The sequence below is a fragment of the Pseudomonas jilinensis genome (genome assembly GCF_003586265.1).
GTDB lineage: Bacteria > Pseudomonadota > Gammaproteobacteria > Pseudomonadales > Pseudomonadaceae > Halopseudomonas > Halopseudomonas phragmitis.
Genome location: NZ_QJSA01000002.1, coordinates 120,119 through 139,818 on the forward strand (window position 1 = coordinate 120,119; position 19,700 = coordinate 139,818).

At 60.0% G+C, this 19,700-nt stretch carries 19 protein-coding genes; 12 read left to right on the forward strand and 7 right to left on the reverse strand.

Annotated features, from left to right (window positions below; genetic code table 11):
* Nucleotide 1 precedes the first annotated feature (1 nt).
* From C2846_RS02505 to C2846_RS02550, 10 genes are read left to right on the forward strand one after another with little or no spacing between them, the layout of a single operon-like run.
* A complete protein-coding gene (locus C2846_RS02505) occupies nt 2-526 on the forward strand; it encodes a hypothetical protein (RefSeq protein ID WP_080050380.1) in 525 nt (174 codons plus the stop codon).
* Nucleotides 513-1,025 carry a GspMb/PilO family protein gene (locus C2846_RS02510; protein WP_080050381.1) on the forward strand — a complete coding sequence of 171 codons (513 nt, stop codon included), beginning with the start codon at nt 513-515 and terminating at the stop codon, nt 1,023-1,025. The genes C2846_RS02505 and C2846_RS02510 overlap by 14 nt, the downstream gene beginning before the upstream one ends.
* 5 nt (nt 1,026-1,030) lie before the next feature.
* On the forward strand, nt 1,031-1,561 hold the full coding sequence (locus C2846_RS02515; protein WP_131038198.1) for a hypothetical protein: 531 nt from the start codon (nt 1,031-1,033) through the stop codon (nt 1,559-1,561).
* The gene (locus C2846_RS02520) at nt 1,558-3,363 is read left to right on the forward strand and encodes a secretin N-terminal domain-containing protein (RefSeq protein ID WP_119700597.1); all 1,806 of its coding nucleotides are present in this window, start codon (nt 1,558-1,560) and stop codon (nt 3,361-3,363) included. The genes C2846_RS02515 and C2846_RS02520 overlap by 4 nt, the downstream gene beginning before the upstream one ends.
* Nucleotides 3,360-3,833 carry a type II secretion system protein gene (locus tag C2846_RS02525; protein WP_080050383.1) on the forward strand — a complete coding sequence of 158 codons (474 nt, stop codon included), beginning with the start codon at nt 3,360-3,362 and terminating at the stop codon, nt 3,831-3,833. Before C2846_RS02520 ends, C2846_RS02525 begins: the two co-directional genes overlap by 4 nt.
* Nucleotides 3,834-3,835: 2 nt before the next feature.
* A complete protein-coding gene (locus tag C2846_RS02530; protein ID WP_119700598.1) occupies nt 3,836-4,210 on the forward strand; it encodes a type II secretion system protein in 375 nt (124 codons plus the stop codon).
* Entirely contained in the window at nt 4,197-4,715 is a 519-nt protein-coding gene (locus tag C2846_RS02535; RefSeq protein ID WP_080050385.1) for a type II secretion system protein, read from the forward strand. The genes C2846_RS02530 and C2846_RS02535 overlap by 14 nt, the downstream gene beginning before the upstream one ends.
* Nucleotides 4,712-5,116 (forward strand): CsgE family curli-type amyloid fiber assembly protein, encoded by a 405-nt coding sequence (locus tag C2846_RS02540; RefSeq protein WP_080050386.1) that lies wholly within the window; start codon nt 4,712-4,714, stop codon nt 5,114-5,116. Before C2846_RS02535 ends, C2846_RS02540 begins: the two co-directional genes overlap by 4 nt.
* On the forward strand, nt 5,113-5,514 hold the full coding sequence (locus tag C2846_RS02545) for a curli assembly protein CsgF (RefSeq protein ID WP_080050387.1): 402 nt from the start codon (nt 5,113-5,115) through the stop codon (nt 5,512-5,514). The genes C2846_RS02540 and C2846_RS02545 overlap by 4 nt, the downstream gene beginning before the upstream one ends.
* Before the next feature lie 27 nt (nt 5,515-5,541).
* The gene (locus C2846_RS02550; RefSeq protein ID WP_080050388.1) at nt 5,542-6,390 is read left to right on the forward strand and encodes a CsgG/HfaB family protein; all 849 of its coding nucleotides are present in this window, start codon (nt 5,542-5,544) and stop codon (nt 6,388-6,390) included.
* A 244-nt stretch (nt 6,391-6,634) separates the two neighbouring features.
* On the opposite strand, the gene C2846_RS02555 is transcribed toward C2846_RS02550, so the two are convergent.
* Genes C2846_RS02555 through C2846_RS02570 form a run of 4 tightly spaced genes read right to left on the reverse strand, consistent with a single transcriptional unit; the run spans nt 6,635 to nt 12,114 of the window.
* Complete coding sequence (locus C2846_RS02555) at nt 6,635-7,918, reverse strand: hypothetical protein (protein ID WP_165443745.1); 1,284 nt, start codon at nt 7,916-7,918, stop codon at nt 6,635-6,637.
* Between the two features lie 52 nt (nt 7,919-7,970).
* On the reverse strand, nt 7,971-8,450 hold the full coding sequence (locus C2846_RS02560) for a hypothetical protein (protein ID WP_080050390.1): 480 nt from the start codon (nt 8,448-8,450) through the stop codon (nt 7,971-7,973).
* A gap of 49 nt (nt 8,451-8,499) precedes the next feature.
* Nucleotides 8,500-10,716: a cadherin-like domain-containing protein gene (locus C2846_RS02565; protein ID WP_119700599.1), complete on the reverse strand. Its 2,217-nt coding sequence runs from the start codon at nt 10,714-10,716 to the stop codon at nt 8,500-8,502.
* 33 nt (nt 10,717-10,749) lie between these two features.
* A complete protein-coding gene (locus C2846_RS02570) occupies nt 10,750-12,114 on the reverse strand; it encodes a hypothetical protein (protein ID WP_119700600.1) in 1,365 nt (454 codons plus the stop codon).
* 349 nt (nt 12,115-12,463) lie between these two features.
* Between C2846_RS02570 and C2846_RS02575 the strand changes: the two genes are divergently transcribed.
* Together C2846_RS02575 and C2846_RS02580 are read left to right on the forward strand one after the other, a co-directional pair.
* Nucleotides 12,464-13,876 (forward strand): sensor histidine kinase, encoded by a 1,413-nt coding sequence (locus tag C2846_RS02575; RefSeq protein WP_240638135.1) that lies wholly within the window; start codon nt 12,464-12,466, stop codon nt 13,874-13,876.
* Nucleotides 13,866-15,290, forward strand: a complete 1,425-nt coding sequence (locus C2846_RS02580; RefSeq protein ID WP_119700601.1) for a sigma-54-dependent transcriptional regulator — start codon at nt 13,866-13,868, stop codon at nt 15,288-15,290. Before C2846_RS02575 ends, C2846_RS02580 begins: the two co-directional genes overlap by 11 nt.
* 10 nt (nt 15,291-15,300) lie before the next feature.
* Here the strand turns inward: C2846_RS02580 and C2846_RS02585 are convergent, their stop codons facing one another.
* The 3 genes from C2846_RS02585 to C2846_RS02595 form a co-directional block, all read right to left on the reverse strand.
* Nucleotides 15,301-16,194 (reverse strand): GGDEF domain-containing protein, encoded by an 894-nt coding sequence (locus C2846_RS02585; protein ID WP_165443746.1) that lies wholly within the window; start codon nt 16,192-16,194, stop codon nt 15,301-15,303.
* Nucleotides 16,195-16,299: 105 nt separating this feature from the next.
* Nucleotides 16,300-18,978, reverse strand: coding sequence for a protein kinase domain-containing protein (locus C2846_RS02590; RefSeq protein WP_119700603.1), 2,679 nt, complete (start codon nt 18,976-18,978; stop codon nt 16,300-16,302).
* Nucleotides 18,968-19,699, reverse strand: coding sequence for a PP2C family serine/threonine-protein phosphatase (locus tag C2846_RS02595; RefSeq protein WP_119700604.1), 732 nt, complete (start codon nt 19,697-19,699; stop codon nt 18,968-18,970). Before C2846_RS02595 ends, C2846_RS02590 begins: the two co-directional genes overlap by 11 nt.
* Between the last annotated feature and the right edge of the window lies 1 nt (nt 19,700).

The following is a 19,700-nucleotide window of genomic DNA, read 5'->3' on the forward strand; positions in this document are numbered from 1 at the left end:
CATGCGATCGCTGACTCTTGAATTCAACCAGACCCGCAAGCCGGGCTGGCAAAGCTGGATGACACTGGGCGTTGGCGGGCTGGCCTGCCTGATCAGCCTGTCGTTCTACACCTGGCGCGATGAGCAGCCGGCGATGCTGCCGCGCGCGCCGTCCTCGACCAGTACCGAGCTGGTGCGCAGTCCGGCACAAATGCGCCTGCAAGCCCAGATGCTGAATGAAATGCGCCGGGTCTCGGCGCAGATGAACCGCCCCTGGGAGCGCCTGTTCGTGACCCTGGAAACTCTGCCGATGGAGGACATCGGCCTGCTCGGTCTGGCTACCGACGCGCGCAAGGGGCAACTGCGGATCCAGGCCGAAGCCCGTGATCTGGAGGCTATGCTGGCCTTCCACCGGCGTCTGGAAGAGGGTGAGGCGCTTAGCGATGTCTACCTGCTCAACCACGAAGTGCTTGAGCGCAACCCCGGCCGCCCCGTGCGTTTCAGCCTGCTGCTTACCTGGAGGCTCGACGACGATGCTGTACTCTAGACTGATAGTGCTCGAACAGTTTCAACGCATCGGCTGGCCCGGTTTGTGTGGTGCGCTGTTGCTACTGCTGGCGTTGTTGTTGATGCTGCCGCTGGTGCTACCCGGCAGCCGGGTGGTGTTGCCGAGTCAGCATGACGCTCTGGTGGTGGCGCCAGTGACCGACAACGGCGCCCAGGAGCTGGAGCGCTTCCACCTGGCCTTGCCGGGCCAGCAGGATGCCGCTCTGGTGATCCAGCGTATCTATGACCTGGCCGGACACCAGAGCATTGCCCTGGCCAGTGGTGAATACGCTCTGGCCAGCGAGCCCGGCAGTCGCCTGGCCCGCTATCAGATCATGCTGCCGGTGCGTGGCAGTTATCCGCAGATTCGCCGCTTCATTCATGCCATCCTCGCTGATATTCCCGCTCTGGCACTGGAGGACGTTGACCTGCAACGCCGCCAGGTCAACGACAGCCAGTTAGATGGGCGTATCCGCATGACCTTGTATCTTGCGAGGTAGCCATCATGAGCCGCAAACGCATGCTGTTCTGGTCCGGGTTCTTCGGTGTGGCGCTGGTGATTGCCTTGATCCCCGAGTGGCTGTTCGATGATACCGACCGGTCGTCGCCTGAACTCGAACGCAGCGCCTCGGGGGATGTGGCCGAAGCCCTGGCTGACTTCGCCTTGCCGGTCTTGTCACCAGAGAACCAGCAGAGCGGCCAGCCGGACCTGAGTCAGGTGCCGCTGCGTGACCTGTTCGCCAGCCGTAGCTGGTATGTGGCCCCGGCCCCGGTTGCCGCGCCGGCAGTGCGCCCGCAAGTCGCTGCGCCGGTCCAGATGGCCGCGCCACCGATGCCGTATCGGTTTATCGGCCGGATGGTTGATGACGGCCAGCTCAAAGTCTTTCTCCTGCGTGACGACACTCTCTACGTGGTCAGCCCCGGCGATGTGATCGACGGTCTGTACCGGGTCGAAGGGCTGGTTGGTGATCAGTTGCAACTGCTGTACCTACCCATGGACCTGAGCCAGTCGTTGACTGTAGGGAGCCGGTTATGAGCCTGCGGATGCCGTATATCCTGCTGCTGTTGCTTGTATTGAGTGCCTGCGCCAGTGTCAGTCCTCAGCGCGAGGCGATTGCCCTGATCGACGAGGGCAACTATGAAGCCGGTCTGGCGCAACTGGAGGAAGCTGCGCGCCAGTCGCCACGCAATACTCACCTGCAAATCGCCCTGACCACCCAGCGCAGCCGGGTGGTTACTCTGTTGCTGACCCAGGCTGAACAGGCCAGGCTGATGCGAGACCCGGCCATGACCCGGGCACTGCTTGATCGGGTGCTGGCGATTGAGCCTGACAATGCCAGAGCCCATGAAGGGCTGCGTCAACTCGAGCGCCAGGCCCATCTGGCGGATTATCATCGCCAAGGTCTGACGGCGCTGCGCCGCGGTGATCTGCTCGATGCCGAACGCCAGGGCAGGGCGATGCTGGCAATCGACAGTCAAAGCCCGGAAGGCCAGGCGCTGATGCGCTCGATCGAGCAACTCAGGGTTCGTGAACAGCCGATCAGCCAGCAATTGCTGACCCGATTGGGGCGTCCGGTGACCCTGGAGTTTCGGGATGCCGACCTGAAGGTGATTTTCGAAGTGCTGGCCCAGACCTCGGGCCTGAACTTCATCTTCGATAAGGATATCCGCCAGGACCTCAAGGCCACCCTGTTCGTGCGAGAGGTCACTATTGCCGAAGCAGTTGAATTGTTGCTGCAGCAGAACCAGTTGCACCAGAAAGTGGTGAACGACAATACCATCCTGATCTATCCCGATTCGCCGCAGAAACTCAAGGAGTATCAGGAGCTGGTGCTGCGGACTTTTTACCTGACCCATATCGATGCCAACTCGGCACTGAACCTGATCAAGAACATGCTCAAGACCCGCGACGTCCATGTCGATGAGCGGCTCAACACCCTGACCATGCGTGATACCCAGGATGCCGTGCGGATGGCCGAGAAACTGCTGCAGTTGCAGGATCAGGCCGACCCTGAAGTGGTGCTGGAAGTCGAGGTTATGGAGGTCTCGCGCCAGCGGATTCTCGACCTGGGGTTGCAGTGGCCCAATACCTTCGGGGTGGTCAACTCCGACGGCAGTGCTGTCACCATCCTCAACCAGTTGCGCGGGATCAACTCCGGGCGGATCAGCATCAGCCCGTCGCCGCAACTGCGGATCAATGCCCAGGACAACGATATCAACACTCTGGCCAGTCCGGTGATCCGGGTGCGCAACCGGGAGCAGGCACGGATTCATATCGGCCAGCGGGTGCCGATTATCAGCGCTACGTCGGTGCCCTCGACCCAGGGGCCGGTGATCACTGAAAGCATCACCTACCTCGATGTCGGCCTGAAACTGGAAGTTCAGCCGACTGTGTACCTCAACGATGTGGTCGCCATCCGGATTTCCCTGGAAGTGAGCAACGCCACGCCGCTGGAGGCCACCCGCCAGGGCACCATTCCGGTTCAGGTCGATACCCGCAACGCCACCACCACCCTGAGCCTGAATAACGGTGAAACCCAGTTGCTGGCTGGCCTGGTGCGCAATGATCACAGCGCTGCCGGCAACAAGATCCCGGGGCTGGGCGATATCCCGACCGTCGGCCGGCTGTTCGGCAGCAACCGCGACACCACCGGAAAGTCCGAACTGGTGTTGTCGATCACGCCCAGGGTAGTGCGCAACCTGCCATACCAGAGCCCGGTCGACATGGAGTTCCCGATGGGTACTGAAAGCTTCATGCGCAGCCGGCCGGTCCAATTGGGTGAGGGTGGCCTTGACGGCCTCGGGATGATTCAGGACCCGGGAGGTGAGGCACCATGAACAGGCGTCGCGGCTCAGGCTTTACCCTGATCGAGCTGGTGGTGACCTTGGCGATTCTGGCCCTGTTGGCCGGGATGGCCGCACCGCTGGCTGAGACCCTGGTACGCCGCGACAAGGAACGTGAACTCAAGCGGGCACTGTATGAAATGCGCGATGCGATCGACCGCTACAAGCTCTACGCCGATGCTGGCTATATCGACAAACCGGCCGGCAGCTCGGGCTATCCGCCCAATCTGACGGTGCTGGTCGAGGGCGTGCGTGACAAGCGTAGCGCCCGTGGCGAGGCGTTCTATTTCCTGCGCCGCATTCCCCGTGACCCCTTCGCGGCGGAACTTGATGTTCAGCGCCACTGGGGGCTGCGTGCCTCAACCAGTTCCGTTGAGGATCCGCGTGAAGGTGATGACGTGTTCGACGTCTACTCGCTGGCACGCGGGGTCGGCCTCAACGGCATCGCCTACCGGGAGTGGTGAGCATGAAAACTCAAAGCGGTTTTACCCTGATCGAACTGCTGGTGGTAATGGTCATAGTCGCGACCCTGCTGAGCATCGCCACGCCGCGCTACTTCAACAGCCTGGAGGAGTCGAAGGAAACCACCCTCAAACAGAGTCTGGCGGTGATGCGCGACATGCTGGATCAGTACTACGGCGACACCGGGCGCTACCCAGAATCGATCGAAGAGCTGGTTGAACAGCGTTACCTGCGCCAGTTACCCGAAGACCCCTTCACCGGCAGCCGGGTGACCTGGATCGAGGTGCCGCCGCCTGATGGCGTAGTCGGGCGGGTAGCCGATATTCACAGTGCCGCGACCGGTCAGGCCCGGGACGGGAGCTGGTATGCACACTGGTAAAGCCCAACGGGGCTTCAGCTACCTGGGGACACTGTTTCTGGTGACCCTACTGGGTGCTGCTCTGGCGGGTACCGGACAGCTCTGGTCGGTCACCAGTCAGCGGGCCAAGGAGCAGGATCTGCTCTGGACCGGCACCCAGTATGCCCGTGCCTTGCGCAGTTACTACTACAGCTCGCCAGGGGTGGCGGTGTATCCCCGGGAACTGGCCGAGTTGTTGGAAGACAACCGCCACCCGCAACCACGTCGGCACCTGCGCCGGTTGTATCCAGACCCCATAAGCGGCAAGGCCGACTGGGGACTGATTCGCAGTGTCGACGGCGGCATCGCCGGAGTCTACAGCCGTTCCCAGACCCAGCCGTTCAAGCGGGCGGGGTTTGTTCCCCAATGGCAGGGCTTCACCGGTATGCAGCACTACTCGGACTGGCATTTCGTCGCCGAGAACGCCTTTGCGGCACAGGCTGGGCAGCCCAATGTGCCGCGCAGCAACAGCGGGAGGCAGCCATGACTCGTGCACTGCTTAAGCGTCTGGGCCTGGCGGTGCTGCTTGGCCTGGCTCCGCTGCCGGCCAGTCAGGCGCTGGAAGAGCATATCGGTGGCTTCATCATCGATCAGAGCATTTCCCATATCGGTCATCAGTTCTACCGCTATTTTGCCGAGCGCATCCGTGATGGCGGTGAACTGGAGTTCAATCTGGTGATACGTGAACGGCCGTCAGCCCGCTGGGGCAGCCTGATCTGGGTCGAGCGCGATGGCCGGGTGCTCTATCACCGAATGCTGGCGCCGAACACCGCCCAACTGCAGTTGGTGGCCCACGACGCGGCTGACAGTGTGCTGGAACTACTACTACGCGAAGACCTGGAAAGCCTGCTGTACGACACCTTCGACATGGAGAGGGACGAGCTATGAAACGCTACATGATGCTGTTTGCCGGAGCCTGCCTGAGCAGCGGGCTGTCGGCTACCGAACTGGTCTATACCCCGGTCAATCCGGCGTTCGGCGGCAATCCGCTGAACGGGACCTGGATGCTCAACAATGCCCAGGCACAGAATCGTCACAGATCCTCGAGCCTGAGCCGCACATCACCCAGTAGCCTGACCGCGCTGCAGCGCTTTACCAGCCAGCTCGAGTCGCGCCTGCTGTCGCAGTTGTTGAGCGACATTCAGGCCGGCAACACCGGCAGCCTGACTACCGACGCTTTCATCATCAACATCATCGATGACTCCGGGCAACTGAGTATCTTGATCACCGACCGGCAGACCGGTGAGGTGTCGGAAATCATCGTTAACGGCCTGACCAATCCCTGAGACGCCGAGATGAAAAGGACAACAGCCATGAACAAGCTAGCGGCAGTATTGATTGTGGCAGCAGTGGCAAGCGGCTGCGCCGTGCGAGAACCGATGCCGGCCAATCAGGAAGTCGAAAGCCCGACCCTGACCCCGCGGGCATCCACTTACTATGACCTGCTCGAACTGCCCCGCCCGCGCGGCCGGCTGATGGTAGCGGTTTATGGCTTCCGTGATCAGACCGGACAGTACAAGCCGACCCCGGCCAGCTCCTTTTCCACCAGCGTCACCCAGGGTGCCGCGAGCATGCTGGTCGACGCTTTGCAGGCCAGTGGCTGGTTCATGGTGCTTGAGCGTGAAGGGCTGCAGAATATTCTGACCGAGCGCAAGATCATTCGTGCCTCACAGAACAAGCCCGATACCCCGGTCAATATCATTGACGACCTGCCATCCCTGCACGCAGCCAACCTGCTGCTTGAGGGTGGCGTAACCGCCTACGACACCAATGTGCGTACCGGCGGAGTCGGGGCGCGGTATCTCGGCATCGGGCTGTCGCAGGAATATCGGGTCGATCAGGTAACGGTCAACCTGCGGGCGGTGGATGTACGCACTGGTCAGGTCCTGGCTAATGTCATGACCACCAAGACCATCTACTCGATAGCCCGAAGCGCCGGGGTGTTCAAGTTCGTTGAGTTCGAGAAATTGCTGGAAGCCGAGGCTGGCTATACCAGCAATGAGCCTGCCCAGCTCTGCGTGCTGTCGGCCATCGAGTCGGCGGTGGCCCACCTGATTGCCCAGGGTATCGAACGGCGGCTGTGGCAGGTGGCTGACAGCCAAAGCCTGGATAACCCCACCCTCAATCGCTATATGCCGTCCGCTGCCTTGTTGCAGCGCTGATGTTGTCCTGAGCTGCCTGGCCTGTAGCCCTGTGGGGAACAGGCCTGGTCAGTAGGGGCCTTATGGCGGTACAGCGGGTGGCGAGTACTATCGCCCCCCAAGCGAAGTTAGCCGTGCGTATATCGAAGCCCACGGCATCCCCTAAGACAGCTGGTAAACCATCAACAGTTCAGTAGAAACGAGGTTTGTTCGTTTACCATTCTGCCGCCCAATCGGGCGGCAGAATGGTTGGTGGGGCAGGGGGTTATTGTTGGTTGACTACTGCCTGGTTGCCGGTGCCGTACTGGCTGATGTAGGCGCTGTGTGACATGCCGGCCTGGTTGACGTAAGCCTCGTTGTACATCCCGCCCTGGATGACATTGGCATAGTTGAACATGTCAGTCTGGGTGGCCTGGATCAGGTTGCCTTCACCATACAGCTGGCTGACCAACAACTGATTGTCGTTGCCAGACTGATCGATATCCACGCTGTTGTTGCTGCCCTTGCTGGAGCCGCTGGCGTAGTTGTCCATGCCGCTTTGCAGCGATACCAGTTCGTTGCCTGGGCCGCTCTGGCTGAAGTTGATGACGTTGTAGTCATCCAATTGTTGAACATCCCAGGTGTTGCCATCACCGTTGGCGCTGAGCTGCATGACATGGCCAACCCCTTCCTGGTAGACCTCACCGTAGTTGCCGACACCCGATTGGCTCAGGTTCATAACTGCGTCATCAACCTGGAATTGCAACGCTTCCAGGGCGTTTTCGCTGCCGCTTTGCCAGACAGTGACCTGGTTGTTGCTACCAAAGGACTGGTCGACGATCAGCTCGTTGAAGTCACCGTTCTGCTGCAGGTTGCTGGTGCTCTGGGATTGGCTGTCCTGCCAGGATTCCATGTAGTTGTACATGCCGGCCTGGTTCAGGCTGGTGTTGCTGTTGTCGGCGAAGAACTGATCGCCGAAGGCTTCGTTGCCCATGCCCAGTTGAGTGATGTCGATCTGGCTGTCCATCGAGCTGTCTTGCCAGGCTGCGGCGAAGTTGTCGTCGCCATCCTGGGTAATGTCGATCTGGGTGTTTTCACTGTAGAGCTGATCGGCGTAGGCGGTATTGCCGATACCGCTCTGGTCGATGGTGGTCTCGCCCTGGATCATGCCTTCCTGCCAGATTGCCGAGAAATTGCCTACCCCGGACTGGGTCTGGGTGGCGGTGGTGTCCATATTGAAGATCTGTAGCGCGGCGGCATCGTTGAGATCGCCGTGCTGGGTCTGGCTGCTGTGACTGTTGAAGTTGTCGAATTGCTCAATAAATGTGGCGTTGAGCACGCCGGTCTGTTTCTGGGTTGCGGTGCTGTCGGTCATGGTTTGATAGATCAGGGCGTAGTTGTCCGCGCCGGTCTGGGTCTGGCTTGCCGAGCTGGGACCGGTGAAGTCCTGATTGACCTCGGCATAGTTGAAATCGCCAATCTGGTCCTGGTTCGACAAGCTGTCGTCGGCCAGTGCCTGGATGCTGAACGTGGTCAGTACCGCGGCGGCGAGGGGGCTGAATTTGAACATGGTCTCATCTCCTTGGGTGGTTCCACTCTGGCAACGCATTAAATGCCGCCGATCATTGGTACTGTCTTACCAGTACGTTCTGGCCGGTGGTGTGCTGGGTAATACTGCTGTTCAGGCCCTGACCGGACTGCTCGATGCGGGCATTGTTGATCGCACCGTGCTGTTCGATGTGGGCGCGGTTATGGGCGCCGAGTTGATCGATACTGGCCTGATTGCCGTAGCCCTGCTGGACAATGCTGGCGAGCAGGTCCACGCCTTGCTGGTTGATCAGGGCCTGATTACCGGCGTCGCGCTGCACGATCAAAGCGCGCAACGCTTCACCCTGTTGGTTGATTTGAGCCTGATGCTGGTCGCCGTGCTGCTCCACCCAGGCCAGGGAGCCGGGGCCGACCTGAGCTTCGACCAGATCGGCGCCCTGAAGCAGGTCGAAGTTGTTCATCAGGTCGGCTGCGGCTGCCGGCTGCTGGGCCAGGTTCAGGCCGAGCAGCAGGAGCATGGGTGGTGGCAGCACACGGCGTATCAGGCTATTCATGGCATGTCCTCGAGGCTGTCGGGGCTCCGTTGCCGGAGCCCCTGTCAGCTCAACGTACCTCCAGTTCCACGGTGAGCACCGTGCCCAAAGCCGAGCGAATGGTCGCTGTGGCCGGGGTGGTGGGTGTCAGCCCGGTGGTGTTGGCCGAGATTCGCCATTGACCGGTTGGGGTCAGGGTGGCATTACCCAGCGAGAACGGGCCGTTTACGGTGGCGACCTCGACACTGATGGTGTTGCCGGCAACCTGTGAGGTGGTGCCGCGCAGTTCCCAGCTATGCCGGTCGTTGCTGCGTTCACGCAGCAGAGCCTGGGTGACGTTGATCACCTCGCCAACCGCTGGCGGCGGCCGTACTTCGACACTCACAGTGGCGACATTGGAGACCGCTCCAAGGGTGTCCATGGCCTGGTAGGTGAAGCTGGTAGTGAAGGTGCTGGTGACCGTCGCGGGTGGCACATAGGTGACGATGCTGCCGTCAGTACTCACCGAACCCTGACCGGCTGGCGGCTGGGTCAGATTGACCACGCTCAGCGGCACATTGTTTTCCGGGTCGCTGTCGTTGGCCAGCACATCGATGGTGATGGTATTGGCCTGACTGATGGCGCTGTCATTGACGGCTACCGGTGACTGGTTGGGGTTGATGGTGACGGTGACCGTGGCCGGCTCCGACTCGGCGCCACGAATGTCTCTGGCCCGATAGGTGAAGCTGGTGACGGTTACGCCATCGACACTGGCGGGCGGGGTATAGACCACTGCTGTGCTGCCGCTGAGGGCGACGCTGCCGACATCCGGCTGGGTCAGGCTGACTACGCTGAGTGGTAGATCGCCATCCGGGTCGCTGTCGTTGGCCAGTACGCTGATCAGCACTGGAACCCCGGCGCTGGTCTGGGCACTGTCATTGACGGCTACCGGGGGTTGGTTCCCCCCCATATCCGGGGCCTGGCCACTGATGCTGACCAGTTCGCTGTCGCTGCCACCGGCTGAGGACACCACGCGGATGCTGGCTGGCGGCTGACTCAGACCCTCAATGACCAGGGTCTGCAGCACACCCGACTTGCTCAGGCGGCCATAGCCTTCGGCGAACAGGTCCGGCACTTCCTGCTCATCGCTGGAACGAGCACTGATGCTGAGGCTGTTGTCAGCCCAGGAGTAGTGCGCCTGGTCAACCTTGACCACGTCAATCAAGCGTTTTGAGCTGGAACTCGGGCTGTAGACTCCGCTGGGATCGCTGGCGGTGACCACGACTACGTCCGGTAGCTCGTCGGCATTCGAGTTATGGGCGAAGAACCGGCCATTGCCATCGGCGACCATGTCGATCAGACAGGGTGAGCCCGGATCGCCGACCAAGGCCAGGGATTCACGGAAGCACACCTCGGCATTGGCATTTGAGCCGGCGAACACTTCAACCCGGGTGCCGTTGGCATTGCGTTTGTAGCTGGCGCGCTCAACCTCCAGGGCAAGCGGCTGTTGCTGGTTGAATACCTTACCAAAGACCGTGAACACATTAGTCTGGATCGTTCCGGCCGGCCCTTCGATACGCACAAAGTTGGTGTCGAAGGGGCTGCCGATGACTTCCTCGCTCAGGTTTGGATCCCCAATGAAGGTGGCCACATTGCCAGTTTCCGGCTCCACTTCTTCATAAGGGCCGTTGACACTGTGCAGGAAGGGACCAATGTCGCTAGACAGCGCTCCCGAGAAATCCCCGGCGGAGATACCTATGTCTCGGGTCATGTTTATCGCGCGGCGCCCTGTGGTGGTGATGTTGAATACATCGACTCCATAGGGGTGGGTCACAGTGTAAATGCCTGGTTGTGGGATGCTGGCACGGATACGGATCCGACCGAAGCTGACTTGGTCGCCATCGACTGGAACGTCGTCAGTGAAAGCAGCTTCGAGCGCTGCAGTAAACGTTTCCAGCTCGTAACCGCTGTTGCCTGCTGCTGGAATGCTGGCTTCAGCAAGAAACCAGAACAGCTCGCCGGGCCAGTTGTCAGGAAACACCAAAGGGAAGTTTTCATCGTACTCATCACCTTCGGCAGAGATCATGCACATCAACCCCCCGCCAGCTCGTGAGCTGGTGGCTCGAGTACGACACAGCTCCAGGGTCACGTTTTCCTCATCCATGTACCATAGTGGGTAGCCGCCGCTGGCTGGCGTGTAGGGCCCTCGGTCGAAGTCCTGGAGCCCGGCATAAGCGCTGCCAGCCAGGCCAACACCCAGACCTAACGCACCGAGCAGCAGTGCTGGCCATTGCTTGAAGATGTTCATATTGCCTCCTGTCATAGGGCTAGGCTGTTGGGCTCAGGGAAGGAGCACGACTTCTTCGATATCCACCCCGCCATGAGCCGATTCAACTCGGATCGAGGCTGGAGGAATGGGCGTAATACTGGTGCTCAGACTCTTGACCGGGTCACTGCCACTGAGCTGGCCGATCAGGTTGCCGTGGCCGTCGCGCAGGGTCAGTTGCGGCCCGCCGGTCTCGTCGCTGGTGTAGGCTTCCACGGTCAACTGAGCGTTGCTGAGGTTGTACTCAGCGCGCTGGATGATCACCTGATCGACCAGACCGATGGTGGTGCTATCGGCAGTACTGGTGGGTATCGCCAGACTGTTGTCGGCATGGATTTCAACCGTGGTGTGCGGCGCCAGGCTGGCATCGCTCTGGCCATACCAGCGCCCGGTGGCATCGGCTTCACTCATGCTGGTTGCGGCTTGACCGCCCGCGCTGAAGCTCACCTGCGCCGGTGGCGGCGGAGCCAGGGCGAATATGTCGGAGCGTTGCTCAACCCCATTGGGGCCGGCTTGACGGGAGAAGGTCGCTCGCTCGGCCACGACCGGGGTGGGCAATTCGACCGTCGACAGCTTGCCGGTCAGCACGAACAGCTCGGTACGCAGATCGATACCGTTCGGGCCTTCGATGCGCACATAGTTGGTGTTGAACGGGCTACCGGTAACCGCCTCTTCCAGATTGGGGTCACCGATGAAGCTTTCCAGTTCTCCGGTGTCCGGGTTGGTTTCCTGATAGGGGCCGTTGACACTGCGCAGGAATGGGCCGACATCGCTGGTCAGGGCGCCGCTGTAATCACCGGGATCGCCAATGCCGATGTCGCGGGTCATGTTGATGGCCCGCCTGCCATCATCGCCCATGTCTTCTTCGGTTACGTCGAACACGTCGACGCCGTAGGGGTGGGTGATGGTGTAAACGCCAGGGAAGGGCAGGTCGACCCGGATGCGGATGCGACCGAAGGCAACCTGATCACCCTCGGCGGGCTCTTCATTGGCAAAGGCCGCTTCCAGAGCAGCGATCCAGATCAGATTGATCCCGCTGACCGGATCTTCGATGAAGGCGTCGGCGGTGAACCAGAACATCTCGCTGGGGAAATTATCGGGGAATGATAGCGGTTGGCTGATATCGTAAAGATCGGGCTCTGAAGCCAGGGCGCACATATTGCTGGCCTCAGGGTCGCCGGCGCCAGCGCGGGAGCTCACCGCCAGCGAACGGCACAATTCGAGCGCGCGCCCGTGTGTGTCTTGGTACCAGGCAGGGAAGCCGCCAAATTCGTTGAGGTAAGGGCCGCTATCGTAACGGTAGAGTTCGGCCTGCAGTGTCTGGCTGGCGAACAACACCGTACATGCCAGAGCCGAGGCCTTGAGGGCTGGGTGATGCATATCGTTATCCTCCTGCGTTGGGGATGGCCATCGGCGGGGAATGAGCGCGCCGCAGACAGGCTCTAAAGCCATGTCGCAACTTTCGTACCAGACTGGTTTTGTTGTCTCTATGCGCTGTTCTAGAGCGGTTTTATCTGTTTTATCAAAGGCCAGGTGGGGGCGGTGGGGAAAGCTCTTCCCCGGATTGGGGTGGGGGTTGGGCCGGGCCTTGGGCAACCGGACGGGCGGTATGGAGTCTTTCTTGACCACTGATGCCACTCCGCTATAACCCTAGGTATAACAACGAGAGAAATGTCCGATGATGGCCCTCTTTGCACAGCGGCAGAAGGATGGGAAAGGGACTGCGACTGTGGCCGCAGAGTCATCGTTCAATCTGATCCGCTGGTTTTCCCTGCTCAGTCTGGTGCTGATCTCCAGCGTTGCGGTGGGGCTGGGAATCATCTCCACCCATTTTGTAGTTAGTGAAAGCATCGAGCGGGACTCCATGCTCAGCGCCCAGTTTGTTCAGGCTGTGGCCGAGGCTGAAATACGTCATGCCCGCCTGCCTCAGACTGTAACCATCGCCGACCTGCTCGATCTGCGCCAGCCTCCGCATCCCGATGTGCCGGCAGTGCTTCACCGGCAAGTACGTGATGAGTTTCTCGACCATATCGAACACCTGCCCGATGCTCTGTTGGCCAATATTTATGCCCCGGACAAGGTAGTGGTGTGGTCCAGCAATCCCGATCTTATCGGTGAGCGCTTTACCGACAATCAGGATCTTGAGCAGGTGTTCAGGTTCAAAGATCGGGTGGGCGCCACCTATATCCATCTGCCGCACAACCGTGAGGAGCAGCAGTTCATTCGTCATCACGACAAGTTCTTCATCGAGAACTACATTCCGCTGTTCAATACCCAGGGCAGGGTCGGGGCGGTGGTCGAAATCTACAAGGAGCCTCACGATCTGATCGCTCGGATCAAGCGTGGTTTGGCGATGATCTGGCTGGCCACCCTGCTGGGCGGTGCGGTGTTGTTTTTCGGTCTGTTCCGGATTGTGCGCCGGGCCTCAAGGCTGCTGAGCTACCAGCAGCACAAACTGGTCGATAATGAAACCTTCGTGCTGCTTGGAGAAATGTCCTCGGCCATCGCTCATAGCCTGCGCAACCCGCTGGCCTCGATCCGTTCCAGTGCCGAGTTGGCACTGGAGCTGGAACCAGAAGATGCGCGCAAAAGCATTGGCGACATCATCGGTCAGGTTGACCGCATGTCGCATTGGGTGCGTGAACTTTTGGTGTCGGCAAGACCAGTCAATACCCACCCGGAACCGGTCAACTTGCCGGCGGTACTCAAAGACTGCCTGGCTGCTTTCGAGCACCAGCTCAAGCAGTCGGGGATCAGAGTGGAAGCCACTTTGCCGTCAGTGCCGCCGGTGATGGCCCACACCGTGTTACTGGGCCAGGTGCTGCACAACGTACTGGCCAACGCCATCGAGGCGATGCCGGATGGTGGCTGGCTGCGTCTGCGGCTCGATTGCGACAAAAACAAACGCAAGTTGTGGCTGACCATTGCCGATACCGGCAAGGGCATGTCGCGGCAACAGAAGCTGATGGCCTTCCGGCCGTTTTACACGACCAAACAGGGTGGTCTGGGCGTAGGCCTGGTTATGGTCAAACGGATCATGGAGCGTTTTGGTGGTGAGGTCTCACTGAACAGTACCGAGAATACTGGCACGACTATCTGTCTCGGCTTCAGTCTGACCGAAGGAGAATCCAATGCAGCATAGTATTCTGATTGTCGAGGACGACCAGCAACTTGCGGCCAATATCCAGACCTATCTGGAGCGCAAAGAGTTCGAGGCCCAGGTTTGCCATACCGCGGAAGAGGCGCTGGATGTACTCAAGCATTTTCATCCGGACCTGGTGCTGACTGACAACTCATTACCGGGTATGCGCGGGGTTGAACTGGTACGCCAGCTGCACGAGCGTGAGCCGGGACTCAAATGCATCATGATGACTGGCTACGGCAATATCGAAGATGCGGTTGAGTCGATGAAAGCCGGGGCCTATCACTACCTGACCAAGCCTGTGGCTCTGACGGAAATCAAACTGATGCTGGACAAGGCCTTGCAGGCCCAGCAGTTGGAACGCAAGTTGAACTTCTATCAGGAGCGTGAGGCGCAGAATGGAAATCTTGCGCAATTGTTGGGCGAGTCGGAGCCCATGCAGGCGCTGAAGGGCCGGATACGTCAGTTGCTGGAGGCCGAGCGCGGCATGGAATGTGACGACCTGCCAGTGGTACTCATTGAAGGGGAAACCGGCACCGGCAAGGAACTGGTCGCCCGCGCCCTGCATTTCGAAGGCTGTCGGGCCAAGGGGCCGTTCGTTGAGCTCAACTGCGCCTCGATCCCCGCCGACTTGCTGGAGGCGGAGCTGTTCGGACATGAGAAGGGCGCTTTTACCGATGCCAAGGAGCGCCGGGTTGGCCTGGTAGAGGCGGCCGATGGTGGCACTCTGTTCCTGGACGAAATCGGTGAAATGGACCTGAGCATGCAGGCCAAACTGCTCAAGCTGCTGGAAGATCGTAGCGTGCGTCGACTTGGCTCGGTTCGCGAGCGGCGGGTCAATGTGCGGATTATCAGCGCCACCAACTGCAATCTGGAGCGGATGGTACAGCAGGGCCGGTTCCGCAAGGATCTGTTCTTTCGTTTGCATATCATCACCCTGAAAGTGCCCAGCCTGTATGAACGTGGTGACGACATCCTGCTGCTGGCCCGGCATTTTTTGCGTATGCACGGCCGCCGTTACGGCAAACCTGAACTGGTGTTCAGCTCCGAGGCGGAAACCCGGATGCGCAACTACAGTTGGCCTGGCAATGTACGCGAGCTGCGTAACATGCTCGAGCAGGCGGCGTTGCTGGCGCAGAATCACAGCGTCAAACCCGAGCACCTGAGTCTTTGTCCGGGACTGGTCAATAGCGTTGAGTCCGGGTTGGACTATCATCCGGGATATCCAGGTCAGGAGCTGGATACAGCCGATGAGCGTCCGGGTGTAAATGATCGGGAGGCTGTAATGCGGGTGTTGGAGAAAACTGACTGGAACGTCACCAAGTCCGCCCGTTTACTCGGTATCACCCGGGACATGATGCGTTATCGAATCGAGAAACTGGGATTGGTACGTCCGGATCGGCCCTTGAGTTGATGCCGGTGATCTATCCTGCGTACACCTCGAAACGGTCGCGCCCGGCCTGTTTGGCCCGATACATGGCGGCATCGGCCTGGCTTACGGCCAGATCGATTGCTACCGATTGCAACTCTTCAGCTTCCAGACAGCGAATCCCGGCACTGACGGTAATCCGCAGGGTATGTTCTTCATAGACAATCTCAAGCTCACGGGTGGCTTCCAGCACCCGCTGGGCAAATTGTTCTGCGGCTGCCTGATCGGCGTTGAGCAGCATGACTAGAAATTCCTCGCCGCCATAGCGGATAGCGATATCCGACTCGCGCACGGTGTTGCGTAGTACCTCGGTAAAGCTGGCAAGAACCAGATCGCCAGCCAGATGGCCGTAGGTGTCGTTGACTGATTTGAAACGGTCGAGATCGAGCATTACCAGAGCGTAGCGTGCTTGGGTGCGCTTCATCAGCGCGGCATAGCGGCGTACCTGCTGCTCGCCTTCGGCGCGGTTGGTCAGCCCAGTCAGGATATCGATGGTGGTAACGTCATTCAGCGGAATATGCAGTTCCAGAATACCGCCTCCCTCAATCGGGACTGCCTGAACCTTGAACTTCTCGACCCCGGATTTCATCTGGTGGATATGCAGCACCGCGTTGGCGCTACGGCTGCTCTGGGCACTTAGTTTCGGGCAAGTTTCGCCGTTCTCATCGCAGGGGCTGTCGTAGCCATGGCTGACCTGGTAGCAGTGGCCATGAACGCTGGTGTACTGCTGAGCGGCAGCGCGATTGGTGGCGACCACGCGGTAATCTGTATCGATCTGCATGACCGGGAAAGGCAGTGCATCCAGTAGCGGCCAGGCGCTATCAATGGCGGCCGGGTCGAGCAGTTCGCCGTTATACCCGGTCAGGCTGTCTGGTTGGTTGTCTGTCACGCCATCGTTCCCATGTGAGTGTATGCACGGCACATATGGCTTGATCATAGAGCAGTGTGGGGCAGGCCACCACTGGGAGTAGCTTGGTGGGTCAGAGGTAGTCGCTTATTCCTGCCGCGTCTGGCGGGCAAGGGCTGGAGTGGCCCTGCCTTCGGGCAAGCGGAAAATCTCGATCTGATAGCTCTGGCTCAGTTCCTTGCCCCTCAACTGCTCTTCGTACAGGAACCAGCCAATGGCGGCGTAGTCGGCATTGCGCGACAGGCGCACATCCGGGTAGGCGACTTTTACCCAGTTCCGCTCGCCATGTACCCGGGAGGTCAGGCGGCCGATAAAGCCGGGGTTGTCACTGCGGATATCGAACAGATAGGCACTGGCCGTCATCCGGTTGTTGCGTTCCTCTGTCTCCAGGCCGCTGAGCAGCAGGTTTCCATCGGCAGAAAGCTGAAAATCGTGATGGGGCTGGCTATCGCCGCTGACCTTTCGGTTGTTTAGCTGTAGGCCGTTGAACAGAGCCATCCGGCGCGGGCCGGATAGTTGCAATTTGCGGCTGCCGCGCAGCTCTCGCCATTCGATACGATAGCTGAAACGCCACTGGCCGAGTTCGTCGCGCTGCCAGATGCTGATGGCCGGGTAAGCGACTGCAGCGGTTACCGGCTGGTTGAGCCAGCGGTAGTCGGTGCTATTGATTTCATGTTCCTGATACTCGGCTACAGCCAGGGTGCTGCCCTCGGCATCAATGGCATGATAGGCGCCGAGCACTTGGGTGCCGGCGAGCCGAGCCTGTTTAGCAAATGACTCATCCATAATCAGCTGGTTGCCGTCACGGGTCAGTTCAAGCAGCAGAGCGTCAAAATTGACTCCATAGTTTTCGGAACGCGCCATGCTCAGGAATATGCGGCTGGCACTGTTGTTCAGCGACAGGGCTTCAATGGCATAACTGCGCAGGTGTTCGGGTATCCGGGCTGCGGCCAGCGGGCTGTTGGGTCTGCCCAGCGCATACGTGACCACTTGCTGACGATTGGCCAGCGCCAGGAAGCGGCCGTCCGGACTGACGGCGAAGCGCCAGTGGCCGCCAGAGCCTTCGTCGTCGATTTTGGGAAACGCATAGGCGACTGGTTGCTTGCCGGGCTGCAGATGGTGCAATGCACTGCAAGCCATGCGAGCGTTGCAGCGCGGTACAAACACACCTTGGTTCTGGTCTGGTTGCCAGTATTCCAGACCATAGATCTGCTCGTCCTGGGAGTGGTCATTGATGATTGAGAGCGTCCCATTGGTGGCATCCAGGTGGGCCAGCTTCACTCCATCAGGCGCCAGTGAAGCAAACTGGTTGTTGAGCGGGGCGCTGAGAATCAATGGCAATGCCTGAGGCGTGGTGAACGGCCCGAGGCGATAGAAGGGCACTGCATCACGCACAATGTCTTCTCTGAAGGTAAGTGCCATGGGGTTAGGGCGTTCACGATAAAGGCCGCTGCCCTCTGTGGCCATATCGCTGACCAGTGCCGGGCCCTGATCGAAGTAGGTTGGTGGTTGCAGCACCACAGGCTCGCGCACGGGCGCTGGCTGGGTTATGCCGGGTGGTGGTGAATAGCTGCGTGATGAACGGTTGTCGCCGGTACTGAACAGCAAGATGCCGACGAAGAGCGCGATCACTACGCTGAAAATGGTTCCAAAACCAATGCCGGGGGGCGGTGGGGTGGGAGCGGGCACCGGAATATACAGTGGGGCCTGGCCCTGTGGTAGCGGCGGACGCGGGCGCTGCGTGGGCTTGGGCTTGTTGACCTTGACCCTGGTATCGGCCCGGGCGCAGTGCGGGCACTGCTTGCCCCAGTACCCATGCTCAGGAGTCTGGCTGCACTGTTTAAGCCGCTGTGCGGCCTGCTCCAGCAGTCCAACCCATTCCCGGGCACTGGGCCGCTGGCGGGTTGTGAAGCTGTGATCGAAGGTCTGGCGCACAATTGCCGGAAAGTCCTGATGCACACTCCAGGGTGAAGGTTTGATATCGGCATGGGCCTGAATGCCATAGGGATAGAAACTACCGCCAATCCGGTTCTGATTGTCTGTCGGGATTTCGCGTCGCCGGGTTGGCACCCCCTGATAGGGGTGCAGGCCATTGTTGAGGAGTTTGAACAGGATAACCGCCAGGGCGAACTGGTCCTGCGGCTGACGTAATACCTGGGGCGATTGCCGGCTGCTGAACGCCTCAGGTGCGATAAATCCCATGGTGAACTGGTGCGCCGGAAAGTATTCGTCATTGCCCTGCACCGCGAAACCATCACAGTCGACTACTGCGACATCACCACTGCGCCGATGCACCAGCAGGTTGGCTGGTTTAAGGTCGATGATGCAGTGACCCTTTTCGTGCAGTTCGGCCACCCGTTTGCACAGGTTGATTGCCACTTGCAGGCGCCAGGCGCTGGACTGTGGCAATGACTCGATCTTTCGGCCTCGGGCGCTCAGAGCCATATCCAAAGAGGCATAGCTGGCAATGTCCAGCAGCGGCATGGCAAAGCCGACAAATACCCCGCGTGGGTTGAACAGCAGGGCGCAGGGCCAGGCAAAGTGGTTGGCCTGAGTGTCTTCGGGTGGATGCAGGATCATTTGCCAGACTTTGTGCTGACGCTCGGGGTCCTTGCCTGGCTCGTGGTAATACTTCAGGGCATAGTGGCCATCAGGGGAGCGGTAGATTGCTCCGTCGGCGCCACGGTTCAAAGCCTTGCCCGACAGCGCCAGAGATTCCTGGCGGCCGTCGGCAAATTTCAGAGTGTAGTGGCCCTTACGAGCCATGGTGCAGCCACACCAGGGTTTTGTCGTCAGCGGTAATGCGGTGGGTACGAGGGTCTGCCAGTGTCCCTTCAAGTGCCTGGCGGCCGGTGAACTGCGTCACGCTGCTCAAATAGTTGTGGACCGGTTGCAAAAAGCCTCGTTCAGGCCGGTAGGGCTGGCTGCGGGCGGCGAAGCTGGCGGTGCCATCGGTCATCAGAAACCAGGTGCTAAACCGTGGCGGTACGCATTGCACGCGCAGGTGCTGGCGCCAGCCAGGCAAGGTGAAGAAATAGGTGGTTTCGGCGAACTCGCCATTTTCTGGCTCGCTGACCAGGCAATCATCCCAGTCATCTGGATTGATGCCGAAGATCAGTCCGTCTCCCAGGTGAAACACCAGATTGCCCTGGCGAGTCATCACTACCCCGCACAGAGTCGAGTGAAAATCCTCCAACGGCCCACGGTTGGCCAACTGCTCGCGTACGCTTTGAATGGCGCCGGCTATTCGCTCGAAGGCATTGGCCTCAGTCAGGCTGCGTTCCAGGTCGGCAGACAGTGTGCGGCAGACACCTTGGGCCAGGGCCCGGGCACCCTCATCCGACCGCGCTGCTGAACCTGCGCCGTCACAGACGCAGGCCACTACGCCGGAGAAGCTGGTCACGATCTCGAAGGCGTCCTGACAGGGCTGGCCGTTGTCGACATGCGATGTGCCGGTCACCGCAGCGCCGGCACTTAGAATCCGCATG